At 37.6% G+C, this 22,430-nt stretch carries 20 protein-coding genes; 17 read left to right on the forward strand and 3 right to left on the reverse strand.

Annotated features, from left to right (window positions below; all coding sequences use genetic code 11):
• Positions 1-15 precede the first annotated feature (15 nt).
• From ACFSR0_RS00060 to ACFSR0_RS00075, 4 genes are read left to right on the forward strand one after another with little or no spacing between them, the layout of a single operon-like run.
• On the forward strand, positions 16-915 hold the full coding sequence (locus ACFSR0_RS00060) for a carbohydrate ABC transporter permease (protein WP_379978655.1): 900 nt from the start codon (positions 16-18) through the stop codon (positions 913-915).
• A gap of 14 nt (positions 916-929) precedes the next feature.
• Positions 930-2,576: a sugar ABC transporter substrate-binding protein gene (locus ACFSR0_RS00065; protein WP_379978657.1), complete on the forward strand. Its 1,647-nt coding sequence runs from the start codon at positions 930-932 to the stop codon at positions 2,574-2,576.
• A 27-nt stretch (positions 2,577-2,603) separates the two neighbouring features.
• The gene (locus tag ACFSR0_RS00070) at positions 2,604-3,212 is read left to right on the forward strand and encodes a DUF624 domain-containing protein (RefSeq protein ID WP_379978659.1); all 609 of its coding nucleotides are present in this window, start codon (positions 2,604-2,606) and stop codon (positions 3,210-3,212) included.
• A gap of 5 nt (positions 3,213-3,217) precedes the next feature.
• Complete coding sequence (locus tag ACFSR0_RS00075; RefSeq protein ID WP_379978661.1) at positions 3,218-4,141, forward strand: ROK family protein; 924 nt, start codon at positions 3,218-3,220, stop codon at positions 4,139-4,141.
• 72 nt (positions 4,142-4,213) lie between these two features.
• Here the strand turns inward: ACFSR0_RS00075 and ACFSR0_RS00080 are convergent, their stop codons facing one another.
• Positions 4,214-4,798, reverse strand: a complete 585-nt coding sequence (locus tag ACFSR0_RS00080) for a helix-turn-helix domain-containing protein (RefSeq protein WP_379978663.1) — start codon at positions 4,796-4,798, stop codon at positions 4,214-4,216.
• A gap of 268 nt (positions 4,799-5,066) precedes the next feature.
• On the opposite strand from ACFSR0_RS00080, the gene ACFSR0_RS00085 reads away from it, so the two are divergent.
• Entirely contained in the window at positions 5,067-5,561 is a 495-nt protein-coding gene (locus ACFSR0_RS00085) for a YehS family protein (RefSeq protein ID WP_379978665.1), read from the forward strand.
• 102 nt (positions 5,562-5,663) lie between these two features.
• Here the strand turns inward: ACFSR0_RS00085 and ACFSR0_RS00090 are convergent, their stop codons facing one another.
• Both ACFSR0_RS00090 and ACFSR0_RS00095 read right to left on the reverse strand, forming a co-directional pair.
• Entirely contained in the window at positions 5,664-6,572 is a 909-nt protein-coding gene (locus tag ACFSR0_RS00090) for a magnesium transporter CorA family protein (protein WP_379978667.1), read from the reverse strand.
• Between the two features lie 85 nt (positions 6,573-6,657).
• Entirely contained in the window at positions 6,658-8,424 is a 1,767-nt protein-coding gene (locus ACFSR0_RS00095) for a sigma 54-interacting transcriptional regulator (protein WP_379978669.1), read from the reverse strand.
• A 175-nt stretch (positions 8,425-8,599) separates the two neighbouring features.
• Between ACFSR0_RS00095 and ACFSR0_RS00100 the strand changes: the two genes are divergently transcribed.
• The 12 genes from ACFSR0_RS00100 to ACFSR0_RS00155 all read left to right on the forward strand — a co-directional run bounded on the left by ACFSR0_RS00100 (position 8,600) and on the right by ACFSR0_RS00155 (position 22,409).
• On the forward strand, positions 8,600-9,760 hold the full coding sequence (locus tag ACFSR0_RS00100) for an iron-containing alcohol dehydrogenase (RefSeq protein WP_379978671.1): 1,161 nt from the start codon (positions 8,600-8,602) through the stop codon (positions 9,758-9,760).
• 12 nt (positions 9,761-9,772) lie between these two features.
• Positions 9,773-11,227 (forward strand): CoA-acylating methylmalonate-semialdehyde dehydrogenase, encoded by a 1,455-nt coding sequence (locus tag ACFSR0_RS00105; protein WP_379978673.1) that lies wholly within the window; start codon positions 9,773-9,775, stop codon positions 11,225-11,227.
• Between the two features lie 151 nt (positions 11,228-11,378).
• A complete protein-coding gene (locus ACFSR0_RS00110; protein WP_379978818.1) occupies positions 11,379-12,734 on the forward strand; it encodes a GntP family permease in 1,356 nt (451 codons plus the stop codon).
• Between the two features lie 94 nt (positions 12,735-12,828).
• Positions 12,829-13,824 (forward strand): tRNA dihydrouridine synthase, encoded by a 996-nt coding sequence (locus ACFSR0_RS00115; RefSeq protein ID WP_379978675.1) that lies wholly within the window; start codon positions 12,829-12,831, stop codon positions 13,822-13,824.
• A 108-nt stretch (positions 13,825-13,932) separates the two neighbouring features.
• On the forward strand, positions 13,933-14,922 hold the full coding sequence (locus tag ACFSR0_RS00120) for a LacI family DNA-binding transcriptional regulator (RefSeq protein WP_379978677.1): 990 nt from the start codon (positions 13,933-13,935) through the stop codon (positions 14,920-14,922).
• A 134-nt stretch (positions 14,923-15,056) separates the two neighbouring features.
• Positions 15,057-16,043: a PTS mannose/fructose/sorbose transporter subunit IIAB gene (locus ACFSR0_RS00125; RefSeq protein WP_379978679.1), complete on the forward strand. Its 987-nt coding sequence runs from the start codon at positions 15,057-15,059 to the stop codon at positions 16,041-16,043.
• Between the two features lie 15 nt (positions 16,044-16,058).
• Complete coding sequence (locus ACFSR0_RS00130; RefSeq protein ID WP_379978681.1) at positions 16,059-16,883, forward strand: PTS mannose/fructose/sorbose/N-acetylgalactosamine transporter subunit IIC; 825 nt, start codon at positions 16,059-16,061, stop codon at positions 16,881-16,883.
• A gap of 14 nt (positions 16,884-16,897) precedes the next feature.
• Complete coding sequence (locus ACFSR0_RS00135) at positions 16,898-17,725, forward strand: PTS system mannose/fructose/sorbose family transporter subunit IID (RefSeq protein ID WP_379978683.1); 828 nt, start codon at positions 16,898-16,900, stop codon at positions 17,723-17,725.
• A 20-nt stretch (positions 17,726-17,745) separates the two neighbouring features.
• Positions 17,746-19,410, forward strand: coding sequence for a glycoside hydrolase family 13 protein (locus ACFSR0_RS00140; protein ID WP_379978685.1), 1,665 nt, complete (start codon positions 17,746-17,748; stop codon positions 19,408-19,410).
• 308 nt (positions 19,411-19,718) lie between these two features.
• Positions 19,719-21,359, forward strand: coding sequence for an ABC transporter substrate-binding protein/permease (locus ACFSR0_RS00145; RefSeq protein WP_379978687.1), 1,641 nt, complete (start codon positions 19,719-19,721; stop codon positions 21,357-21,359).
• 20 nt (positions 21,360-21,379) lie between these two features.
• Positions 21,380-22,114, forward strand: a complete 735-nt coding sequence (locus ACFSR0_RS00150; RefSeq protein ID WP_379978689.1) for an amino acid ABC transporter ATP-binding protein — start codon at positions 21,380-21,382, stop codon at positions 22,112-22,114.
• A gap of 157 nt (positions 22,115-22,271) precedes the next feature.
• Positions 22,272-22,409 (forward strand): helix-turn-helix transcriptional regulator, encoded by a 138-nt coding sequence (locus tag ACFSR0_RS00155; protein WP_379978691.1) that lies wholly within the window; start codon positions 22,272-22,274, stop codon positions 22,407-22,409.
• The last annotated feature ends 21 nt before the right edge of the window (positions 22,410-22,430 follow it).

Below are 22,430 nucleotides of genomic sequence, written 5' to 3' on the forward strand. Positions count from 1 at the left end.
AGGTGAACAGTTTAGATGAAAACAAGAAGTAGTGGTGCAAAAAGGATAAAAGATAAAGATAGTCAAATATTTAATGTAATAAATATTTGCTTACTCATATTATTTACCATCATTATCATCGTACCTATTTGGAATATTGTTGCCTCTTCATTTGCAACGAGCGATGCGTTAGCTAAAGGCAATTTTATTTTTTGGCCTGAAGAAACATCGTTAGATAATTATATTCGTGTGTTGAGTGATAGTAGTTTATGGTCAGCGTTATTTATCTCTGTTTCTAAGACGGTTATTGGTGTTTTAGCACACACGGCATTTTGTGCCATAGTGGCCTATGCATTGAGTAAAAGAGGGCTAAAAGGTAGAAATCTTTATTCTAGTCTAGGATTAATAACAATGCTGTTTTCAGGAGGGATGATACCGACTTATTTATTAATCAAATCATTGGGATTGTTAAATACGTTTTGGGTTTATATCATTCCATCTTTGTTGAGTTATTACGATGTCATTATTCTGATGAACTTTTTCCGAGATGTTCCAATATCATTGGAAGAATCAGCCAAAATTGATGGTGCGAGCGATTGGTTAGTTTTTCAAAAAATATTTTTGCCGCTTTCGAAACCAGCATTGGCTACAATTGCGTTATTCCATGGCGTATGGCAATGGAATGATTTTATGACAGCCAAATTGTATGTGACAGATAAAGCACTTTATCCGTTGCAAATGAAATTGTACGAAATTATTACACAATCACAAGCTGCTTCATCACAAGGATTGAATGCAGCAATCGAAATAGGCACGACTTCTAAAGGGATTCAATTGGCTACGATTGTTGTTACGACTGTACCAATTTTAATTATCTATCCATTATTACAAAAGCACTTTATTTCAGGAATGATGTTAGGTGCGGTTAAAGAATAGGAGGAAAAATAGTAATGAAAGCAAATTGGAAAAAAGGATTACTTACTTTGGGGCTGGCGAGTGGATTAATAATGAGTTTAGCCGCTTGTGGCAGCAAAAAAGATACTAACGAAAGTGGTTCGGCGAAGTTACCATCGATATCCAAAAGATACAAAATAGACAAAGAAACACCAGCATGGAAAATCGATACAAAAAAAGAAACAACGACACTAACTTGGTATGTAAATGCTGACTGGTGGAATACTGAGTTTGGCAAAGATATGGTAACAAAAAAAATAAAAGAAGATTTGAATATTAACATCAAATTTATAACAGGTGATGATACAAAATTAAACACGTATTTTGCTGGTGGAGATATGCCGGATATTGTGTCAGTCTTTGATTCCAACTCTTCTGTGGCACGTAAAGCAAATACCTGGGCATATTCATTACAAGATTTAGCTGATAAATATGATCCATATTTTTACAATGTAGCAAGTAAAGATACACTTAATTGGTATAAATTATCTGATGACAAAACATATGGCTACCCAGATTATTCTAATACACAAGCGGATTACGATAGTGGGAATATTTATACTCGCGATGCGTTTATTATTCGAAAAGATGTATACGAAGCCATTGGTAAACCAGATATGACAACACCAGAGAACTTTGTAAAGGCAATGAAATTAATTAAGGAAAAATTTCCTGATTTGATTCCTTTTGGCTTTAATGACTTTGCTTCGGACGGTTCATCAAATGGATCGATGGATGGAGTTGTCCAAGATATGTTGGGTGTTCCATATACAAAAGATGGAAAATACTATGACCGCAATCTGGATGAAGACTATATCAACTGGGTCAAAGCATTCCGACAAGTACATCAAGATGGAAATATAAGTGATGATTCTTTCACGGATGATGGAGATAAATTTAAAGAAAAAGTTCAAACAGGAAAATATGCAACAATAATGATGGGTTCTTTCGTCAATCAAGGGATTGCTCTTCAAACATTTGCTTCATCTAATCCAAACTCCGCATATATTGCAGTAAATGGTATTCAAAGTACAAAAGGACGCAAAGCAACACTGTCACAAGCGGGAATTTCTGGGTGGATGATTAACTACATTAGTAAACAAAGCAAAGATCCAGCAAAAGCTATGCAAGTATTCACCTATTTACTTAGTGAAGAAGGTCAAATGTTAACGAACTTTGGTATTGAAGGACAAACTTATACTAAAGATGCTGATGGTACGGTTCATTGGACTGAATCTGCTAGCCAAGTACAAAGTAATGAACCTGAAAAATGGCAAAAAGAATACCGAATTGGTGAGTTTATTCAATTTGGGCACGATCGATACAAAGCACTAAATCCAGATTCTTATGTATCTGCTGTAAAACAAATGCAAGAATGGGGTACAGGAAAATTAAAATCTCAATTTGTAACAGAAAACATTGGACCGGATTCTGGAACACAAGAAGCACGTGCCTTGAGTGCAGTTCAAACAAATTGGGGAACCACTCTTGTGGGAATGTTGCGTTCAGATAGCGATGAGCAATTAGAGTCAATTTTGAAAAAATACAAAACATTCCAAAAGGATAACAATATTGAAGCAATTAATAAAGTAAGAAATGAAAAAATAGCTGAAAATAAGAAAAAATTGGGTTTAGATGAATAAGATATAAGCAATGGAGGAGAAGAAAGAATGAATGGATGGTTTGATTCAAACGGGAAAATATATCAGATAATGCAACTGTGCAGTGACTTATTAGTACTAACAATCATTATGATTCTTTCTTCCATTCCTTTAATTACGATTGGCGCAGCTTTGACTGCTGGATATACAGTAGCATTTGGCATAATCGAACAGAAGGGACAATCAATATCAAAAGAATACTTTAAGTCATTTAAAAAGAATTTCTGGAACGCGACGAAAATATGGTGCAGCTATTTAGTTGTTATTTTTATACTGATAGTTAGCATTCCTTTTGTTAGCAAATTTAGTTGGATTCAATATCCAATGCTACTTTTATTTACCATTTTCATGATGACCTGTATGATAGTATTTCCACTTCTTTCTCGATTTGAAAATAATGCTCTTATTACCTTAAAAAATTCTTTCTTTCTTGTTTTGCAATATGTTCCTTCTGCAATTTTAATTTTTGGAGTATGGTTCTTGTATTTTATAGGTGGTATTTTTGTCCATAAGCTCTTTCTAGTGTGGCTTTTTTGGGGCTTAGGTACGTGTATAGTGGTAAATTCATGGTTATTTCAACAAATAATTAAACGATACGAGTTAAATGAAAAGAGGTAAGTGTAGTGTTTATCGGGATAGATATAGGTGGAACAACCATTAAATACGGATTGGTGGATGATCAAGGGAGAGTGTCTACTAAAAATTCAGTTCAAACGAGTCACATAAAGGATGACTTGATTCACCAACTAGTGACCATTATAGATAATTATAAAGATGAAGAAATTGACGGAGTAGGAATTAGTGCCCCCGGAATCATTCAAAAAAATGGATTGATGACCACAGCTGGGTCTATTCACAGTTTATATGGAACAAATTTAAAAATGGTATTAGAGGAGAAGGTGAATCTTCCTATATCAATTATTAATGATGCGAATGCAGTAGCTATTGCAGAAAAGTGGATAGGGAACGCAAAAGATTTCGAAAATTATTTATGTGTCGTTCTGGGTACTGGAATTGGTGGTGGAATCGTTATCGATGGAAAATTATTCAGTGGTGCCCATGGTATGGCTGGAGAATTTGGTTGGATGTTAATTGATCGTTTACCTGAAGAAGATATAGAAAAGGTTTCATATAATCAACGAGCAGCAGTCGTTGGCGGTTTGTGTCATCAATACAATCTTAAAAAACATCTGGAGAATTTAGAAGCTGAGGATGTAGATGTATATGATGCTTTTGAAATAATGAACCGAGCAAAAAATGGGGAAAAAGTTGCTCAGTCGGTATTAGAACAGTTTTATACCGATTTAAGTGTAGGACTTATGAATCTGATGTGCAATTTTGATCCTGAGGCTATTTTAATTGGCGGTGGAATCAGTGGAAATGAAGAATTCAGTAATCAATTGAAACAGCGATTAGAGGAATTATTAAGCAAACATGAAAGTTTTCATCGGCTAAAAAATATTATTCAGATTCCTATTATTCCAACTAAATTGCAAAATGATGCTGGAATGATTGGGGCAGTATATACGTTAAAACAATTTTTGTAGTGTATGTTGATGCGGTGGAGACAGTCAATTGACGACTCTACCGCATCATTTATTGTTATTTGGATGGTATACCTATATCTTCATAAAAAGTTCTGTTGCGTATACAATCGCCAAGGCTAAGATGGCTGCAATTGCCGTAAATGCAAGTACAATAGTGAGTTTTTCGACAAAATATTTTCTATTATTTCTTTGTTTTTGCAATGTTTCTAAGTTTGGATTTCCTTCAGTAAAGGCAATGATTTCTTTTAGCGTCTTTACATTAGCTTTCTTCTTTTCTTTTTCTATTTTTAGTGCAAATACCATGCTGATTCCCCACAATATTCCAAATGGGATGTATCCCTTTGCACCAAAAATAGTGATACTGGGTACGCCTACTATCAATGCCAGTAGGATAAAGAAAAGCATACCTTTTGTGTTTTTGTCCATGTGTTCACTGTTGACCATTTTTTTCATCGTTGCCACGTCTCCTTTGACTAGTTCATCTAGGGTAATCTCAAAAAGAACGCTTAACGCGATTAAGTTGTGAATATCTGGGTAGGTTTTATCATTTTCCCATTTGGAAATTGTTTGGCGAGTGACATAAATTCTTTCCGCTAACTCTTCTTGAGAAAAATTATGTAACTCACGATATTTTTTTAACTGTCTGCTAAAGTTCAATTTGATTCCTCCTAGTAAATGAAGCATATAGGAAATTTGGAAAACTGTCTGTCTACAGTGCGTTACATAGGCTTATTTTAGCATGTCTACAGTTGTTTCCATTGTCGAAAAAGTATTCTTTTCTAGGGAAGGAGGCTTTTTTTAGCCAGGTTGCTCCTTTTTTCGTAGGGACATGCTATCATACCAATAGTAAGCTGAAATTAGCAAAGTGTAAATAATTGGATTGGTATTCTATGTCAAGCAGGTGTCAATCAGAGGGGAGAAACAGTTGAATAATAATGATATTTTAATTCGTTTGCGGTATGCATTAGCTATTAGCAATCCAGAGATGATTGAGATTTTTCGTTTGGGTGGAAAAGAACTGACGTTAACGGAATTAGGAGTCTTGCTAACGAAACAAGATCCAGAAGCGGATTTGCCACGTGATGCCGTCTGTGATCGACGAACACTGGAGCAGTTCCTAAATGGATTAATCTTGTATAAAAGAGGCCCGCAACCGACGAAAGAAGGGGTTACACCACCACATCCCTATCAGATGGATACACAAGCGCAAGTTAATAATGTTATGATGAAAAAAATCAAGATTGCCTTAAAGATGACAAGTGAAGATATTCAAGCATGCTTACAACTGGCAGGCTTGTATGTGTCAACAAGTGAAATTGGGGCTATCTTACGTAAAGCGGGACAGCGGAATTATATGCCTTGTAAAGACAGTTTTGCTCGTAATTTCTTAAAAGGATTGACCATACGAGAACGAAAATGATGAACAAGTTATATAGTATAAAAGAAACGGACATACTATTCAAAATACCATCAAACAACGTCAAGCCTGTTTGATGGTATTGTTTTGCAAAGTTTAAAAAAGTTATTTTCTTCGAATCATATACCGTAAGAGTGCTGCATAACTAACCCAAAGTACAACACTGACAATCAGAATAATCAGCCAGGCATACTTATTTTTGGTCATGGGTAATGGAACATTCATTCCGAAGAAACCTGTGATAACTGCTAGACTAGCTAGTAAGATTGAAATAATAGTTAACGTGGTCATATTGTCGTTTAGGTTATTGTTTAGAATATTGTTATACGTTCCTGAAAGTTGTTGCAAGACTTGTGCATTTAGCTGCGTCATACTGGAAAGTTGCCGAGCTTCAATAATAGTATCTTCTAATTGTTCACGTTCTAAATCATCTAGTTTTTTATAGATTGTCTGGCCTTTTAGCTGCTCCAATAAAATGATATTTTGATTGGCGGCAGAGACTAAATACAACATCCCTGTTTCGATATCGGATAAGGCCAACAGATTGTGTTTGGTTGTTTTCATTCGTAATTTGCGGTTGAATTCATCTTTTGACCGATCCATTTTTTCAACATAGGGAAAATACGATTCGGAGATTAAAAATAAAGTTACAAATAAAAAACGATAGACGGTTAGATTGGGTGTTCGTTCGACGAAATGTGTCATTTTTTTGATGATATAGGCATTGTCGTTGTTATAGATCGAAATAAACCGATCTTTTTGAGCAATAAAGGTCATTGGAACGGTCTCATAATGGTTGTCTTCTTTGGTGCGGTTAAGCACGTTAAAAATAACGGTTAGTGTATCAGTTTCCCAGTCGTATTCAGTATGGGCACGTTCATTTTTATCGAGGGCATAACCAAGTGTTTCTTCATCAATTTTGTATGCTTGATAAATTTGAGAAGTTTCCCCAATCTTGTCAGAATTGATGGAAATCCACGTTTGGTTTTGACCAAAAGTTGTCGTTGTAATCATAGTTTGATCCTTTTTGGTTTTTTTTAACTATATCATGCTTTTTTGAAGTGGACAATTTTGAGAGTGACAGGATGTGATGGAAAAATTATAACAAATTATGCCGTTTCATTTTGTTATAGAGACTTGCTCGTGAAATGCCTAGTTTTTTTGCACAATTGGTTTTATTTCCGTTTACTTCTGCAAGGGTTTGTCTGATTAATTTCTTTTCTGCTTCATTCTTACTATTTGTAATGGGTGAATCGCTATGTTTTGTGTATGTTTGCCATGTTTCACGAATCGTAGTAGGTAAGTCTGTAAAGGTTACTTGGTTGTTTTCACACAGACCAACGAGGGATTCGCAGAGGTTGGCTAGTTCGCGAATATTTCCTGGATAATTGTAATGATATAGACATTTTCGTGCATCTTCGTCAAGGATAGGCACTTTTTTGTGGAGATAGCGAGCTGCTTCTGTTAGAAAATGGTCTAGTAAAATAGGTAGATCTTCAGGATTCTCTCTTAATGAGGGTAATTCAATCGGTAGTACGTTTAGACGGTAAAATAAATCTTCGCGAAATTTCTTACGAGTAATTTGTTCCCGTAAATTTTGATTAGTAGCTGCGATGACACGGACATTGATTTTCTTTGAATAGTCAGCACCTACGGGTTCAATGGTTTTTTCTTGAAGTACTCTGAGCAACTTTGCTTGCATGGCTAATGGCATATCACCAATTTCATCGAGAAAAATGGTTCCATTTTCTGCTTGTTCAAATTTGCCTTTTTTACCTGTCTTCAAAGCTCCTGTAAAAGCACCACTGACATAGCCAAAAAGTTCCGATTCCAATAAACTTTCTGGAATAGCCGAACAGTTGATAGCAACAAAATTACCTGCAGCGGCAGGACTTAGTTGATGAATCGTTTGGGCACAGAGTTCTTTTCCGGTACCGCTTTCACCAGTAATCAAAACATTTGAAGGTAAGGGAGCAATTTTGCTAATTCGTTTTTTTAATTGGTTGCTTATAGAGGAATGTCCAATAATCTTGTCTAAGTAATAAGATGTTCGTGAAGAAGCACCAGTTTTCGGATCGTGAAATTCTTCGGTTAATCGATTGGTGACAGCATACATTTCATCAATGTTTCGGTAGATAAGGACGCCAGTTGCACCGACGAGCAAATGATTTTCATATAGTGGGTAACGATGAACGATTAAGGATTGGCCATTAATGATTTGAATTTGATTGCGTTCTTCTTCGCCATTTTGGCAAATAATGTGTAAACGAGTATTTTCGATGACTTCTTGTACAGGTTTTTGTAGGACGAATTCTTTCTTCTTTCCCAATAATTTACAGTAAGCATCATTAATTTCGGTAATAATACCACGGGTATCGACAACTACAATACCTTCGTATGAATTATCCAAAATTTGTTGTAAAACGGACATAGTTGTTAGTGAATGTTTGGCAGTATCAATTTGGACAGCTCGTGCTTTCAAAATATCTGTTCGAGTGACAATGCCGACCAATTGTTGGTAGTCATTAATGACAGGTAGGCATCCTTCATGCATACTGAGGGCTTTTTCTAGTGGATCCATAGGGAAAACAGCATCAAATGTGGTTTCCATAATGGTACTTACAGCATCCTTGGTTGGTTTGTTTTCAAACAAGGCATTCATAATAGTCGTTTTGGTTAGCATTCCTTCTAAAAAGTGATTTTCACTGATAACAGGGATGCCATAAAAGTTATGATAGGAAAAAAGCGCAATTGCTTCATCGATGGTTTGATTTGGATGGATGGTGATTGGTTCTTGAGTCATCCATTTACTAACCGTATTTTGAGTATGAATTTGTTCTGGTCCAGATGATTGAATGCGTTGCATGTAAAAGAGCTCCTTTTGTATAATAGGTTGGACTATTATGTGCATTAGTGTATAAAAAACTGTACAAATTAGTATACCACAAAAAAGAAAACGCTTAAATAATAGCGTTTTCTTTTTTTGGTATAAACTTTGCTATTAATAAAGTGAAATCAAAAAATATTGGAGGGAATAAAAGATGAATACGTTCGAATCACCGCAACAAATTGTTTATGGAACAGACTCATTAAAGAAATTAGGACCAATAGTACGAAGTTATGGTAGTCGGGTGTTTATTGTTAGTGATTTAATGATGGAAAAATTAGGTTATCTTGAAAAGATAATTTCACTTCTTCAAGAAGAAGGCCTATATACTTTTCATTATTTGGGAGCTAATACAGAACCGACTGATTTATTTGTTGAAGAAGCCTTGCAATTATTTAAAAAAGAGCAAGGAGATGTGATTGTGACTCTAGGTGGAGGAAGTTGTATTGATACAGCGAAAGCAGTAGCAGTCGTTGCGACGAATCCTGGGTATATAGGTGAATTTATGAAAGATCGTATTGCAGAGCAACCACCAGTACCGCTCATTGCTATACCAACAACAGCAGGAACTGGTTCTGAAGCGACCAATGTGACCGTGATTACAGATACCACCAATAATACTAAAATGATGATTAAACAATTTGCCTTTTTACCTAAAGTTGCCTTAGTTGATCCGAGTTTGACGGTGACTAGTCCAAAATCGGTGACCGCTGCAACTGGATTGGATGCATTGTGTCATGCGATGGAATCATATTTTTCATTGAAAGCTCAACCGATGACCAAAACGTTCTCATTATCAGCAATTAAAAAAATAATGAATAATATTCAAACAGCTTATGAAGAAGGAACGAACTTAGTTGCACGTGACAATATGTCATTGGCTTCATTAGAGGCAGGATTAGCTTTTTCAAATGCATCTGTGACATTGATTCATGGCATGAGCCGTCCAATTGGAGCTATGTTCCATGTTCCGCATGGTATTTCGAATGCGATGTTGCTACCAGCTATTTTAGATTACACACGAGATGAAGCGATTATTCCATTAGCTGAAATCAGCCGGATGCTTTATCCAGAACAAAAAGGTACTGATGAAGAATTAGCTGATGTATTTATTAAACGTGTAAAACAACTATGCCAAGAGTTAAATATTCCGAATTTAGGCGATTGGGGTATTAAAAGGGAAGAATTTGAAGAAGTGCTGAACAAAATGGCCTTTGATGCCTTAGATAGTGGTAGTCCAAATAATAATCCACGAATTCCAACACATGAAGAAATTGTTGAACTGTATTTAACATGTTACGACTATCAATATTAGGAGGAAGATGAAATGACTAGAACATTAAAAAATTATATTAACGGTGAATGGGTAGCAAGCGACACGACAAAAAGTGATGTTGTTGTCAATCCAGCTACTGAAGAAGTATTAGTAACGATTCCTTTTTCAACTAAAAAAGAAACAAGTCACGCCATTGAGATAGCAAATGAAGCGTTCCAATCTTGGCAAAAAGTACCTGTACCTGTTCGCGGTCGTTATCTATTTCAATTACAACATCTTTTAATCGAAAATAAGGAAGAATTGGCTCGTTTAATTACAATTGAAAATGGAAAAGCATTGTCTGAAGCGTTGGGAGAAGTACAACGAGGTATTGAAAATGTTGAAAATGCTGCAAGTATTACGAATCTTATTATGGGAGATTCTCTTTCGACGGCAGCAACAGATGTAGAAATTACGAACTATCGCTACCCAATCGGAGTTGTTGGAGCAATCACACCATTTAACTTCCCGATGATGGTACCTTTTTGGATTTTCCCTATGGCATTAGCTTGTGGAAATGCGGTAGTTTTAAAACCTTCAGAAAAAACCCCCTTGTTGATGGAAAAAATTGTTTCCCTTGTCGAAGAAGCTGGCTTTCCTAAAGGTGTATTTAATGTAGTTTACGGAGCACATGATGTGGTAAATACCTTATTAGAACATCCATTAGTCAAAGGCATTAGTTTCGTTGGTTCTAAAAATGTGGGTGAATATGTCTACAAAACGGGTACTCAAAATTTGAAACGTGTGCAAGCATTAACAGGGGCGAAGAATCATGTCATTATTTTGAATGATGCTAATATTGATCGTGCGGTGAAAGATATCATTGGTGGAGCATATGGATCAGCTGGTGAACGTTGCATGGCAGCTTCTGTCATTGTCCTGGAAGAAACAATTGCCGATGAATTTATTGCCAAGTTTAAAAAGGCTGCTCAAGAAATCAAAATTGGTAATGGGTTAGATGAAGGAACGTTTTTGGGACCGGTTATTCGAAAAGATGCACAAGAAAGAACCTTTGGCTATATTCAAAAAGGAATTGATGAAGGGGCAGAATTGTTACTAGATGGTCGGGAAAATCTTCCAACAGAAGGCTATTTTGTCGGACCAACAATTTTTGATCATGTGACAACGGAGATGACCATCTGGAAAGATGAAATCTTTGCGCCAGTGGCATCAATGATTCGAGTAAAAGATATTCATGAAGCAATTGAATTAGCGAATGCCTCAGAGTTTGCGAATGGTTCTTGTTTGTATACCAATAATGCCTCGGCGATTCGTTATTTCAGAGAAACTGTAGATGCAGGTATGTTGGGAATCAATCTAGGTGTTCCGGCACCGATGGCTTGGTTTGCTTTCTCTGGTTGGAAAAACTCTTTCTTCGGTGATTTGCATGCGAACGGAAAAGACAGTGTTGAATTCTATACGCATCGAAAAGTTGTGACCGCTCGTTATGCACAAAGTGAAATTTGAGATAAGGAAAATCAAGTAACGAGCATGAAAACACACAATAAAAAATAAACAGAATGAGTTGATTTGGATTCCTTATTATCACAAGACTTTGAAAGAGCAACGTGCAAAGAAAAATCTGTGAAAAATAAGGAATCCTTTTTATTATTTTATGATGAATCATTCTCATAAGGAGGAAATTATTTTGACAATTATTGGGGTGTTAATTGGCATCATCTTTATTATTTGGTTGTCTATGAAAAATATAAGTATTTTGATTGTAGCCCCTTTGGCGACCATGCTAGTTATTGTTTTTAATCAAATGTCAATTTACAACATATTTTTAAGTGGTAATCCAGACAGTTTTATGTTTTCTTTAGCAAATTATGTTTTAAGGTATTTCTGGATTTTCTTGTTAGGATCTATTTTGGCGAATTTAATGGAAGAGAGTCGCGCAACAGATGCGATTGCCCAGACAATCGTCAATAAAATTGGTACGGATCGACCATATAATATTTTGTTAGCTATTTTTTTGATTAGTTTCATCCTAACTTTCGGAGGAATCAGTCTATTCGTAGCTATGTTTGCCATCATTCCTTTGGCACGAGTGCTGTTTCAAAAAGCAAATATTTCGTGGCACTTAATTCAAATACCTCTTTGGTTGGGAATATGTACGGTAACCATGACTGTTTTACCAGGGAGTCCATCTATTCAGAATATTATTCCGATTGATTATCTGGATACATCATTAACAGCGGCCTTTTTACCTAGCTTAGTAGCATCCGTGGTCTGTGTCGGGTTTGGTCTATGGTATATGGGTTACGCACTAAAACGTAGTCAATCGTTAGGTCAGCAGTTTGCAACCTTTGCGACAGTTGTCGAAACAAAAAAAGTACAAAAAGAACTTCCTTCATTTGAAAAAAGTATCTTACCTCTAGCAACATTAATTGTGATTTCTTTTTGTGGAAGCCTGTTCGGTAATGATTTTTTAAAGAAAAACGTAATTTATTTTGCATTAGTGATTGCAGTAGCCCTTTGTATTTTGCTTTTTCGAAAAAGTTTTTCATCAATTGTCGGTTCATTGAATAAAGGGGCAAGTGGCGCAGTATTACCAATCTTTTCGACAGCTGCCGCGGTAGCGTTCGGCTCGATTGTTGTCAAATCAGATGGTTTTGCTACTATTCAAGAATTATTGTTTTCATTACCTGTACCTAGTTATGTCAATTTAGGCTTGTTCACAGCGATTATGTCAGGAATAACTGGCTCATCATCTGGAGCACTGGGTATTGTGATGCCTAATTATGCCGAATATTATTTGCATTCGGGTCTGGATAAAGAAATGATTCACCGAATTGCGACCATTGGTTCCAACATTTTGACTATCGTGCCGCAGAGCGGGGTATTTATCACGTTTATTGGTCTGACGAAACTCACTCCGAAAACAGGATTTAAAGAATCATTCATCACTGTTTTTGTAGGTTCATTATTAGCAGAAATAGTCGTTGTTTGTTGGGCGTTATTCGTGGGTTAAAAATCGACTATTTTGCGTGTTCGGGTGATTCCTAGTATAATACATTTGTTTTGTAGCGAGAGAAGAGATGAATGAAAAGAATGGAGAATCACCCATGAGTGAAAATTTTTGGGCAGAGTTACCGAAGCCCTTTTTTGTCTTGGCACCGATGGAAGATGTTACCGATGTGGTTTTTCGACATGTGGTTCAAAAAGCTGGTGCACCAGATGTATTTTTTACAGAGTTTACGAATTCGGATAGTTACTGCCATCCAGATGGAATTGAAAGTGTGCGTGGGCGTCTGGTTTTTACCGAAGACGAACAGCCAGTTGTTGCTCATATCTGGGGAGACAAACCAGCGTTTTTCCGGCAAATGAGTTTGGGAATGGCCGAGATGGGCTTTAAGGGGATTGATATCAATATGGGTTGTCCCGTACCCAATGTGGCAGAACGTGGCAAAGGGAGTGGCTTGATTTTGCGTCCAGAAGTGGCCGCTGAGCTAATCGCTGCAGCTAAGGCCGGTGGATTGCCTGTGAGTGTGAAAACGCGCTTAGGGTTTGAAGAATTAGCAGAACACCAAGCGTGGATTGAACACCTTTTGCGGCAAGATATTGCCAATCTATCTATTCACTTACGAACGCGTAAGGAAATGAGTAAAGCAGCCGCACATTGGGAAATGATTCCTCTTGTGACAGCTATCCGCGATCGCGTAGCACCTCAGACAACCATTACGATTAATGGGGATATTCCTGATCGTGCTACCGGTCTCGCTTTAGCAGAGCAGTATGGAGTCGATGGCATTATGATTGGTCGGGGAATTTTTAAAAACCCTTTTGCTTTTGAAAAGAAACCACGGCAACATACTGCCAGTGAATTGCTTGATTTGCTGCGGTTGCAACTTGATTTGCAAGATGTTTACCAAGACCGTGTTCCGCGGCCAATTGTGGGGTTGCATCGTTTTTTCAAAATTTATGTCAAAGGGTTCCCAGGAGCGAGTGAGTTGCGCGTTCGTTTAATGGCAACGAAATCAACAGAGGAAGTCCGGACCATTCTAGATGCGTTTGAGCAAGGCGTATATAAACCAGTTGGAGAAGAAAAAGAAGAACGGTGATTTTCGAGCCGTTCTTTTTTGTTGAAGGCAGGGATGCTCTTACACAGTCCATTGTGGGAGTCCGTTATTTTTGCTAAAATATAACCACAGTATGAGGAGGAAAGTACTATGCCGACAATGAATGATGTAGCAAGATTAGCAGGTGTATCAAGAGGAACTGTATCCAATTATATTAATGGGGTCCAAGTGAAACTTGAATCGCAACAACGCATTCAAGCGGCGATTACCGAGTTAAATTATGTTCCAAATAGTACTGCGCGTGAGTTGAAACTAAATCGTTCGAATTTTGTCGTATTTATTTTGCCAACGACGCGTACGCCTTTTTTTGCCGAATTAACGCAAGAAATCCAACAAATGTTGAAGCAGAAAAATTACAAGATGCTTTTGTGTACTTCGCAAAATGATATTGCGGAAGAATTAGAATATATTCAAATGGCAAAAGAACAAAAAGTTGCGGGCATTCTTACGATATCCTACAGTGATTTAGGTAAATACCTAACAAATGATGTGCCAATCGTTTCGATTGAGAATCATCTGTCAAAGACGATTCCTTGCGTTTCCTCTGATAATTACGCTGGTGGTTGTATGGCAGCAAAGCAATTATTGGAAAAAGGCGCCAAAAATCTGCTTATTTTGACGCGGAGTACGGAAAAAACAGCGGTGAATTATGGACAGCGTGCACAAGGATTCATTGATTACTGCCAACATAAACAAGTCGATTACACTGTTTTTGACTCCCCTTATCATGAGGATCGTTTTTATCCACAATTGCAAACGTTTTTAATGAATACCTATCAAAAAGCGTGTCCATTTGATGGGATTTTCGCAGTTTCCGATCAATATGCTGATTTTTCTTATACGATTTTAAGGCAGTTAGGACATGCTGTCCCTCAATCTGTCCAGTTGATCGGATTCGATGGTGGAAAAATGTATCCAGAGCAAAAATATTTTCTTTCATCTATTCGCCAACCAGTAAAAAAAATTGCGGAACAATGTGTTTCACGTTTAGAAGAATTGCTTTGGAATAAAGAAAATGACGTAAAGAAAACGACCATTTTGCCGATTGAATTTGTTCAGGGGGAAACAACCAAAAAATAATTTTTGAAAACCTTTGCGTAAATTCTTTTTTTATTGTATAGTATGTGCATATTAAAGATAAATGGAACGTTCCAAAAAATAGGAGCGTCTATTATTTATTCTAATAATGGAACGTTCCAAAAAAGGAGGACCTTATGAAAAAATTTGCAATCGCTTCACATGAGAAAATGGCATTAGGAATTCAAAGTACATTGGAACTTTTTGTTGGCAAAGATCTTGATATCACGTATATGGCAGCTTATGTTGAAGGGCTACCCGATATCGATGCACAGATAGCAACGTTTTTTGACAATATCCACGAAGAAGATCAAGTGGTCATTTTTACAGATATGTTTGGTGGTAGTGTCAATCAAAAAATCACGTTGGCGGCTAAAGATCGAACCAATGTATTTATTGTCGCAGGATTTAATTTACCAGTAATGATTGAAATTATTTATGGAGCTGAAATCTATACCGACAAACTTTTGAGAGACTTATTGGAGAATGGTCGACAAGCCATGCAGCTTGTTGAAACGGATTTTTCTAAAGTTAGTGGGGAATCAACGGAAAACGGAATGAACGAAAGCAAACCGGACACACCAACAGAAACTAATGTGCTTCGTTCAGCCCCTGTGCAAGATGTTGGTGGTGCTACAATAAAAATTCCAACAACGCTGAGAGTTGATGAACGACTAATTCATGGACAAATTGCAATGGTTTGGTCGCGTGAGCTTCATTTACAAGGAATATTGGTAGCAAATGATGAAGCAGCAGATAACGAAACGCAACAAATGGCATTGAAAATGGCGGTACCGGCAGGCATTCCGATGTTGGTGCGTTCCCTTGAAGATGCTGCGACTATTTTAAAAGATCCACGAGCACAGCATCGTCGTTTGTTGGTGCTAGTACGAACGGTGGCCGATGCTTTGGCCTTGGCTGAACGCGTTCCGAACATGTCTTATATCAATGTTGGAAATGTTGGAAAATCCGTTGAGGGAGAGAAGGAAATTTTGACACAGTTCGTGATGTTGACACCAAATGAATTGGCAAGTTTAAAAAAATTGGTCGCCATCTATCCAGAAACGGCTTTGCAAAATTTACCTTCAGATAAAAAAGAAATGGCACAATCATTTGTATCATAAAGGAGAGAAAAAACGATGTTAGGTGAAGCAATTATTGTCGCCCTGGTTGTATTTTTGACAGTCGGTGGCCAAGAATTATTAGGATTTACAATGTTAGGGAGACCAATTGTTATTGGTCCATTATTGGGATTGTTACTAGGAGATATTCAAACGGGATTGTTAGTCGGAGCCTCTTTGGAAACGATTTTTATGGGTGTTGTCAATATTGGTGGAGCAAGTTCTGCGGAACCCGGCTTGGCGACAGCTCTGGCAACAGCTTTTGCGATTAATATGCATGCAGGGGTAGAAGTAGCGATTCCTATCGCGATACCTTTAGGAATTATTGGCCTTCAAGTGAAGACACTTCTGTATGTTGGTGTGGTTGGACCGTTTGCAGTGAAATTTGATCGGATGGCACAAGCCGGCGATGCAAAAGGAATCGCTCGCTTACATTTTGGATTATGGGGGTTGCAATGGTTTATTTACGCATTAATTCCTTTTTTTGCGATTCTTTTCGGTTCGGAAGCAACTCAATCCATCTTGGAAAAAATCCCTGAAGTCATTACGCATGGATTAAGTTTGGCTGGTAATTTACTACCTGCAGTGGGGATGGCGATGCTATTAAAGATTCTATGGGACAACAAAGTGGCCGTTTACTTTTTCTTAGGATTCATTTTAATTGCCTACTTTAAGGCGCCATTGATTGCTGTTGCAGTCATCGCAGTTATTATTGCAATTGTGAGTGCAAGTCGTGATTTGGACTTGAAACAATTAAAAAAACAATTTACCCATGTACCACAAACTAAGTCGGCAACCAATAAATCAAAAGCTGACGTTGAAGTTGATGAGTTCTTTAGCTAAGGGAGGAAAAAAGAATGGCAACACAAACAAAACAATTATCTGCAACAGAAAAAAAACTATTAAAAAAAATGTATTGGCGTTCATTTTCGCTATATTCAGCTGTAACACCATCAAAACAAGGTGCATCCGGTGTTTCCTATGCGATGCAACCATTTCTAGACCAATTTTATAAAAAGGAAGAACAAAAACGAGAAGCAATGGTTCGGCAAATGGCTTATTTTAATACCAATGTGGCTGTCTACCCATTTGTATTAGGGATTGCTGCTTCGATGGAAAAAGAAAATAGTGAGAAAAAAGATTTTAATGCAGAGTCCATTAACGCTATTAAAACAAGTTTAATGGGTCCATTAGCAGGGATTGGGGATTCGATTTTCTGGGGTGTACTTCGGACCATTGCCGCGGGGATTGCGGTTAGCCTAGCACAGGCGGGGAATGTTTTAGCACCAATTATCTTTTTGCTACTCTTTAATGTCCCTGTACAATGGCTTCGTTGGAAGGGTGGACAATTAGGGTATACCTTAGGATCAACCTATATTTCGAATTTGTATGAAAATGGCTTGATTAATATTCTAACAAAAGCTGCCAGTATTGTTGGTCTAGCAATGGTGGGGGCGATGACCAGTCAAATGGTCAAATTAGATATTACATGGAACATGGTCATGGATGGAAAAACCATCTTAAAAACACAAGAAATGTTGGATCAAATATTTGTAGGATTGATTCCATTAACCATTACACTAGTTAGTTTTTATCTGATGAAAAAGAAAAACATTTCGATAAATTATTTGATTTTTGGAATGATTATTTTAGGAATTGTTTTATCCTTACTGGGAATAGCATAATAAGGGGGATTCTAGTAGACATGCGTGATACATGGTGGAAAGATGCGGTTATTTATCAAATCTATCCCAAGAGTTTTAAAGACACCAATGATGATGGAATTGGCGATTTAGTTGGGATTCAAGAAAAATTACCCTATTTAAAGCGTCTAGGAATCGATGCTCTTTGGATTTGTCCAGTTTATCTCTCTCCTCAAATAGATAATGGATACGATATTGAAGATTACTACAAAATTGATCCGATGTTTGGTTCTTTAACGGATATGAAGCATTTGATTCAAGCGGCTCATCAATTAGATATAAAAATTATTATGGATTTTGTCGCAAACCATACGTCAGATCAGTGTGCTTGGTTTCAAAAAAGCCGGCAATCAAAAGATAATCCGTATAGTGATTTTTATATTTGGCAGGATGCTGCGAGTGATGGTGGTGTGCCGAATAATTGGGGCTCTAACTTTGGTGGTTCAGCATGGACTTGGGATGAGCAACGGCAACAATATTATCTGCATTATTACGCCAAAGAGCAGCCTGATTTGAATTGGGAAAATCCGGAGGTTCGCCAAGCTATCTATCAAATGATGACGTTTTGGAAAGAGTTGGGTGTGGATGGTTGGCGGATGGATGTCATTACGTCCATTTCAAAAGACTGGAATTTTCCTAATAACGCAAAACCTTTTTCAACAGCAAATCAGCAAAATGGTCCGAGAATGCATGAATTTATTCATGACATGCATACAACAGTCTTAGGCCCATTAGATATGATGGCTGTTGGTGAAGCACCCGCTGCGAAAGCACAAGATGCACACTTATTAGTCGATCCTTCACGAGAAGAATTAGATATGATTTTTACATTTGAACATATGCATATCGATCGAAAACCCAATGACGTCAATGGTCGTTGGGCACTACAAAAACCGGATTTTGTTGCTTTGAAGCGGATTTTGAGTGATTGGCAAAAAGAATTGGATGATAAAGGTTGGAATGCCTTGTATTTTGAAAATCATGATCGAGCGCGCGTGATTTCGCGTTGGGGGAATGACACGACCTATCGCTACGAGTCGGCTACTGCATTTGCGACAATTCTTCATGGATTAAAGGGCACTCCTTATGTGTACCAAGGTGAAGAAATTGGCATGACCAATCCTAAATACGAACTAGACGAATACGTTGATATTGAATTGAAGGGAAACTATCGCCAATACGTTGAGGAAAATCAAACCATTTCTAAAGAAGACTTTTTAGCAGCGGTGCATAAAATTAGTCGTGACAATGCGCGAACACCAATGCAATGGAGCTCAGAAGAAAATGCGGGGTTTTCAAAGGCCAAACCTTGGTTAAAAGTGAATCCGAATTACGTAGCTGTGAATGTAGAATCAGATTTACATGCGAAACAATCAATTTTTGCCTACTATCAAAAATTAATCCAGTTGCGGCATACTTGTCCAATTTTGAGGGAAGGAACGTTTGATTTACTTTTGCCAAACCATCCCGCTATCTTTGCCTATACACGAACCATTGGAGAGGAAGAGTGGCTAGTGGTAGCTAATCTTAGTGAAGAGCCACAGGACATTCAAGCGTTGGTCGCAACGCGTCAAGATGCCCGATGGATCGTGCAAAATTATCAGCGACAAACGATACCGACCACGTTAGGACCCTACGAAAGTTTTATTTTAGCAAGTAAAAAGTAGTTGACGAAAGCCATCAGCTATGTGTATAGTGAATCCATACAAATCAAGGGGAGGGCTTTCGATGCAAACCAAAAAAGCGAATAACGTACGATTTTATTACTACGCTTTTTATAGATAGTGTTTGCATCAAATAGGTGCAAACACCAGTTGTTTGTATCTATGAAGAGCTTGTTTTTGATGCCTGCATAGATAAAAATCTAATGCGGGTTGTTAGCTTACGTTTTTCTTTTCTTTCCAACGTTTAGTCAGCGGCATTAGATTCGTCTAATGTCGTTTTTTTGTATGAAAAAAAGAAAGAAGGAAGCAGTATGGGGGAAAAAAGAAAACAACGAAAATGGCTACAATGGGGAATAGGAATGCTCACGCTTCTTATTGGTTGGCAGTTGCTCGTTCCTAGTGTCCAAGCAAAAGAGCAAAAACAAGTGGTCATTGTTGGAACATCTGGACAAACAAAACCAATGGATTATTTCAATGATAAAAATGAATTAACAGGGTTTGAAATTGATGTGTTAAAAGAAATTGAAAAACGATCGAATACGTTGACATTCCAATATGAAACAGCGGAATTTGCCTCACTCTTTGCAGGATTGGATTCGAAAAAATTTGATTTGGTTGTCAATAATTTAGGCGAAAGTGGGGATCGTCGGAAAAAGTATTTATTTTCATTATATCCGTATATTGTCACGCACAATGTTTTGATTACGAAAACCAATCAACCCGATGATTTGACTGTCGCTGATTTGAAGGGCCAATCGATTGCGGTTGTACCAGCCTCACCTCAATCACAATTTCTTGAAGCATGGAACAAAGAGAATCCCGATAAGGCCGTCACCATTCAGTATGTAGATTCGGATCCTTCACAAATTATTCGGGATGTGTCCAGTGGGAAATTTGCTGCCACGATTTATGCAACGACTTACGTTCATGATGTGGAGCAAACATTTGGCATCAAATTGAAACAACACACCATCAAAAATGAAGCTGAAATTCGCCAACCGGGTTCGTATTTTATTTTTCGGAAAGATGAGTTAGCTTTAAGAAATCAAATGGATACGATTTTGGCAGATATGCGCGAAGATGGGACACTGGCCAAAATTAGTATGAACTATTTGGGGCAAGATGATACAAAATTAACTCAAGATTTGATAGACAAAAATGATCAATTGAATGAAGCCAATCAACCTACGAACTCATCGACAGATGCAAGTCAAAACGACCAAAAGCCACGCACGACGGCGAAAACGACGGATGGCCAGTTGTTTGTTCCATCTTTGATACCCGTAATCATTGGGCAACTGCTCCCCAAATTGCCCATTACGTTACTAATGACCGTGGTGTCAGCAGTAATTGGCTTAGGGTTGGGGTTTCTCATTGCAATAGTTAAACTACGTAAGATTCCAATACTTCAGCAGCTATTCAATGTTTTTGTTTCCTTTATGCGTGGGACTCCACAGTTAGTGCAATTGTTCTTATCCTTCTATGGATTGCCAATTTTGGTCGAATGGTTCGCGCAAAAAATGAATATGACTGTTAATGTGAATGCAATTCCTGCTTTGGTCTATGTGTTTATCGCATTTGGCTTAAATGAAGCAGCTTACACGTCAGAAACTTTCCGTGCGGCTCTCTTAGCGGTTAATAAAAGTGAAATTGAAGCAGCGCGTTCAATTGGGTTGACGAATGCACAAACGATGCTACGAATTATCTTACCCTCGGCGTTAATTGTTGCGTTGCCTAATCTAGTGAATAGTTTGATTAGTTTATTAAAAGCAACCTCACTTGCGTTTACAGTGACGATTATTGACATTATGGGACAAACACGGATTATTGCTGGAGCGAATCTGCGCTTTTTTGAAGCATATATTGCAGTTGCGTTGGTTTATTGGGTGCTATGTGTCTTAATTGAACAGGTGGCCAAAAGAGTGGAACGCAAATTGAATGTTGATTTATAAAGAAAGTGAAGGTGAAGACCATGTTAGCATTGAAAGATTGGAACAAATCCTATCAAGAGAATCATGTTTTAAAAAATATTGGGTTAACTGTGGAGACTGGAAATGTTTTAACCATCATTGGGTCAAGTGGTTCGGGTAAATCCACGTTGTTGCGTTCCATCAATTTTTTAGAGCCAGCCGATAGTGGTACGATTCAAATTGGTGAAATGGTACGAGATGTTGCAACGACAACCAAGGCCGATATTTTGGCAATTCGTCGACAAACGGCGATGGTTTTCCAAAATTACGCATTATTTTCAAAAAAAACAGTGAAAGAAAATGTGATGGAAGCCCTAATCGCAGTGAAAAAAATGCCTGTTAAAGAAGCAACTTTGATTGCGGAAGAACAGTTGCAACGAGTGGGCATGGCTGATCGGATGGATTTTTACCCGAATAAATTATCAGGAGGACAACAGCAGCGGGTAGGCATCGCTAGAGCGTTAGCTATTCAGCCACACGTGATTTTGTTTGATGAACCGACATCTGCACTTGATCCAGAGTTAGTCGCTGGCATTTTGGATTTGATTCAAGGGATTGCCCATCAGCATACAACCATGATTATGGTGACCCATGAAATGAATTTTGCCAAAGAAGTCTCTGATCAAGTCATCTTTCTTGATCAAGGACGAATCTTGGAACAAGGAACACCAAAGGAATTGTTTGATCATCCACAAGAGGAACGGACAAAACAATTTATTCAAGGATTTCATGCATAAGGTTATCAGGATAGGCATTCAAGCAGTACTTTACCTGGTATCAAGGATTCGTTGATTGTTTTTTTCCGGGAAATACTACATAGTGAGTAGCATCTGGAAAGCGAGGAAAATCAAATGAAAATTGGTGAAAAAATTCAATTATTGAGAAAAAAAACAAATGACGCAAAACAAGGTGGCGGAGGTACTGCATGTCTCCACTCAAGCAGTTTCAAACTGGGAACGAGGGAAAGGGTATCCTGATATTCAAAATATTCTTCAACTTTCTGACCTGTTTGATGTGTCTTTAGATGAATGAACTAAGGAAGATGTGGCTTTC

It is taken from the genome of Enterococcus camelliae (assembly GCF_042685105.1).
GTDB lineage: Bacteria > Bacillota > Bacilli > Lactobacillales > Enterococcaceae > Enterococcus_G > Enterococcus_G camelliae.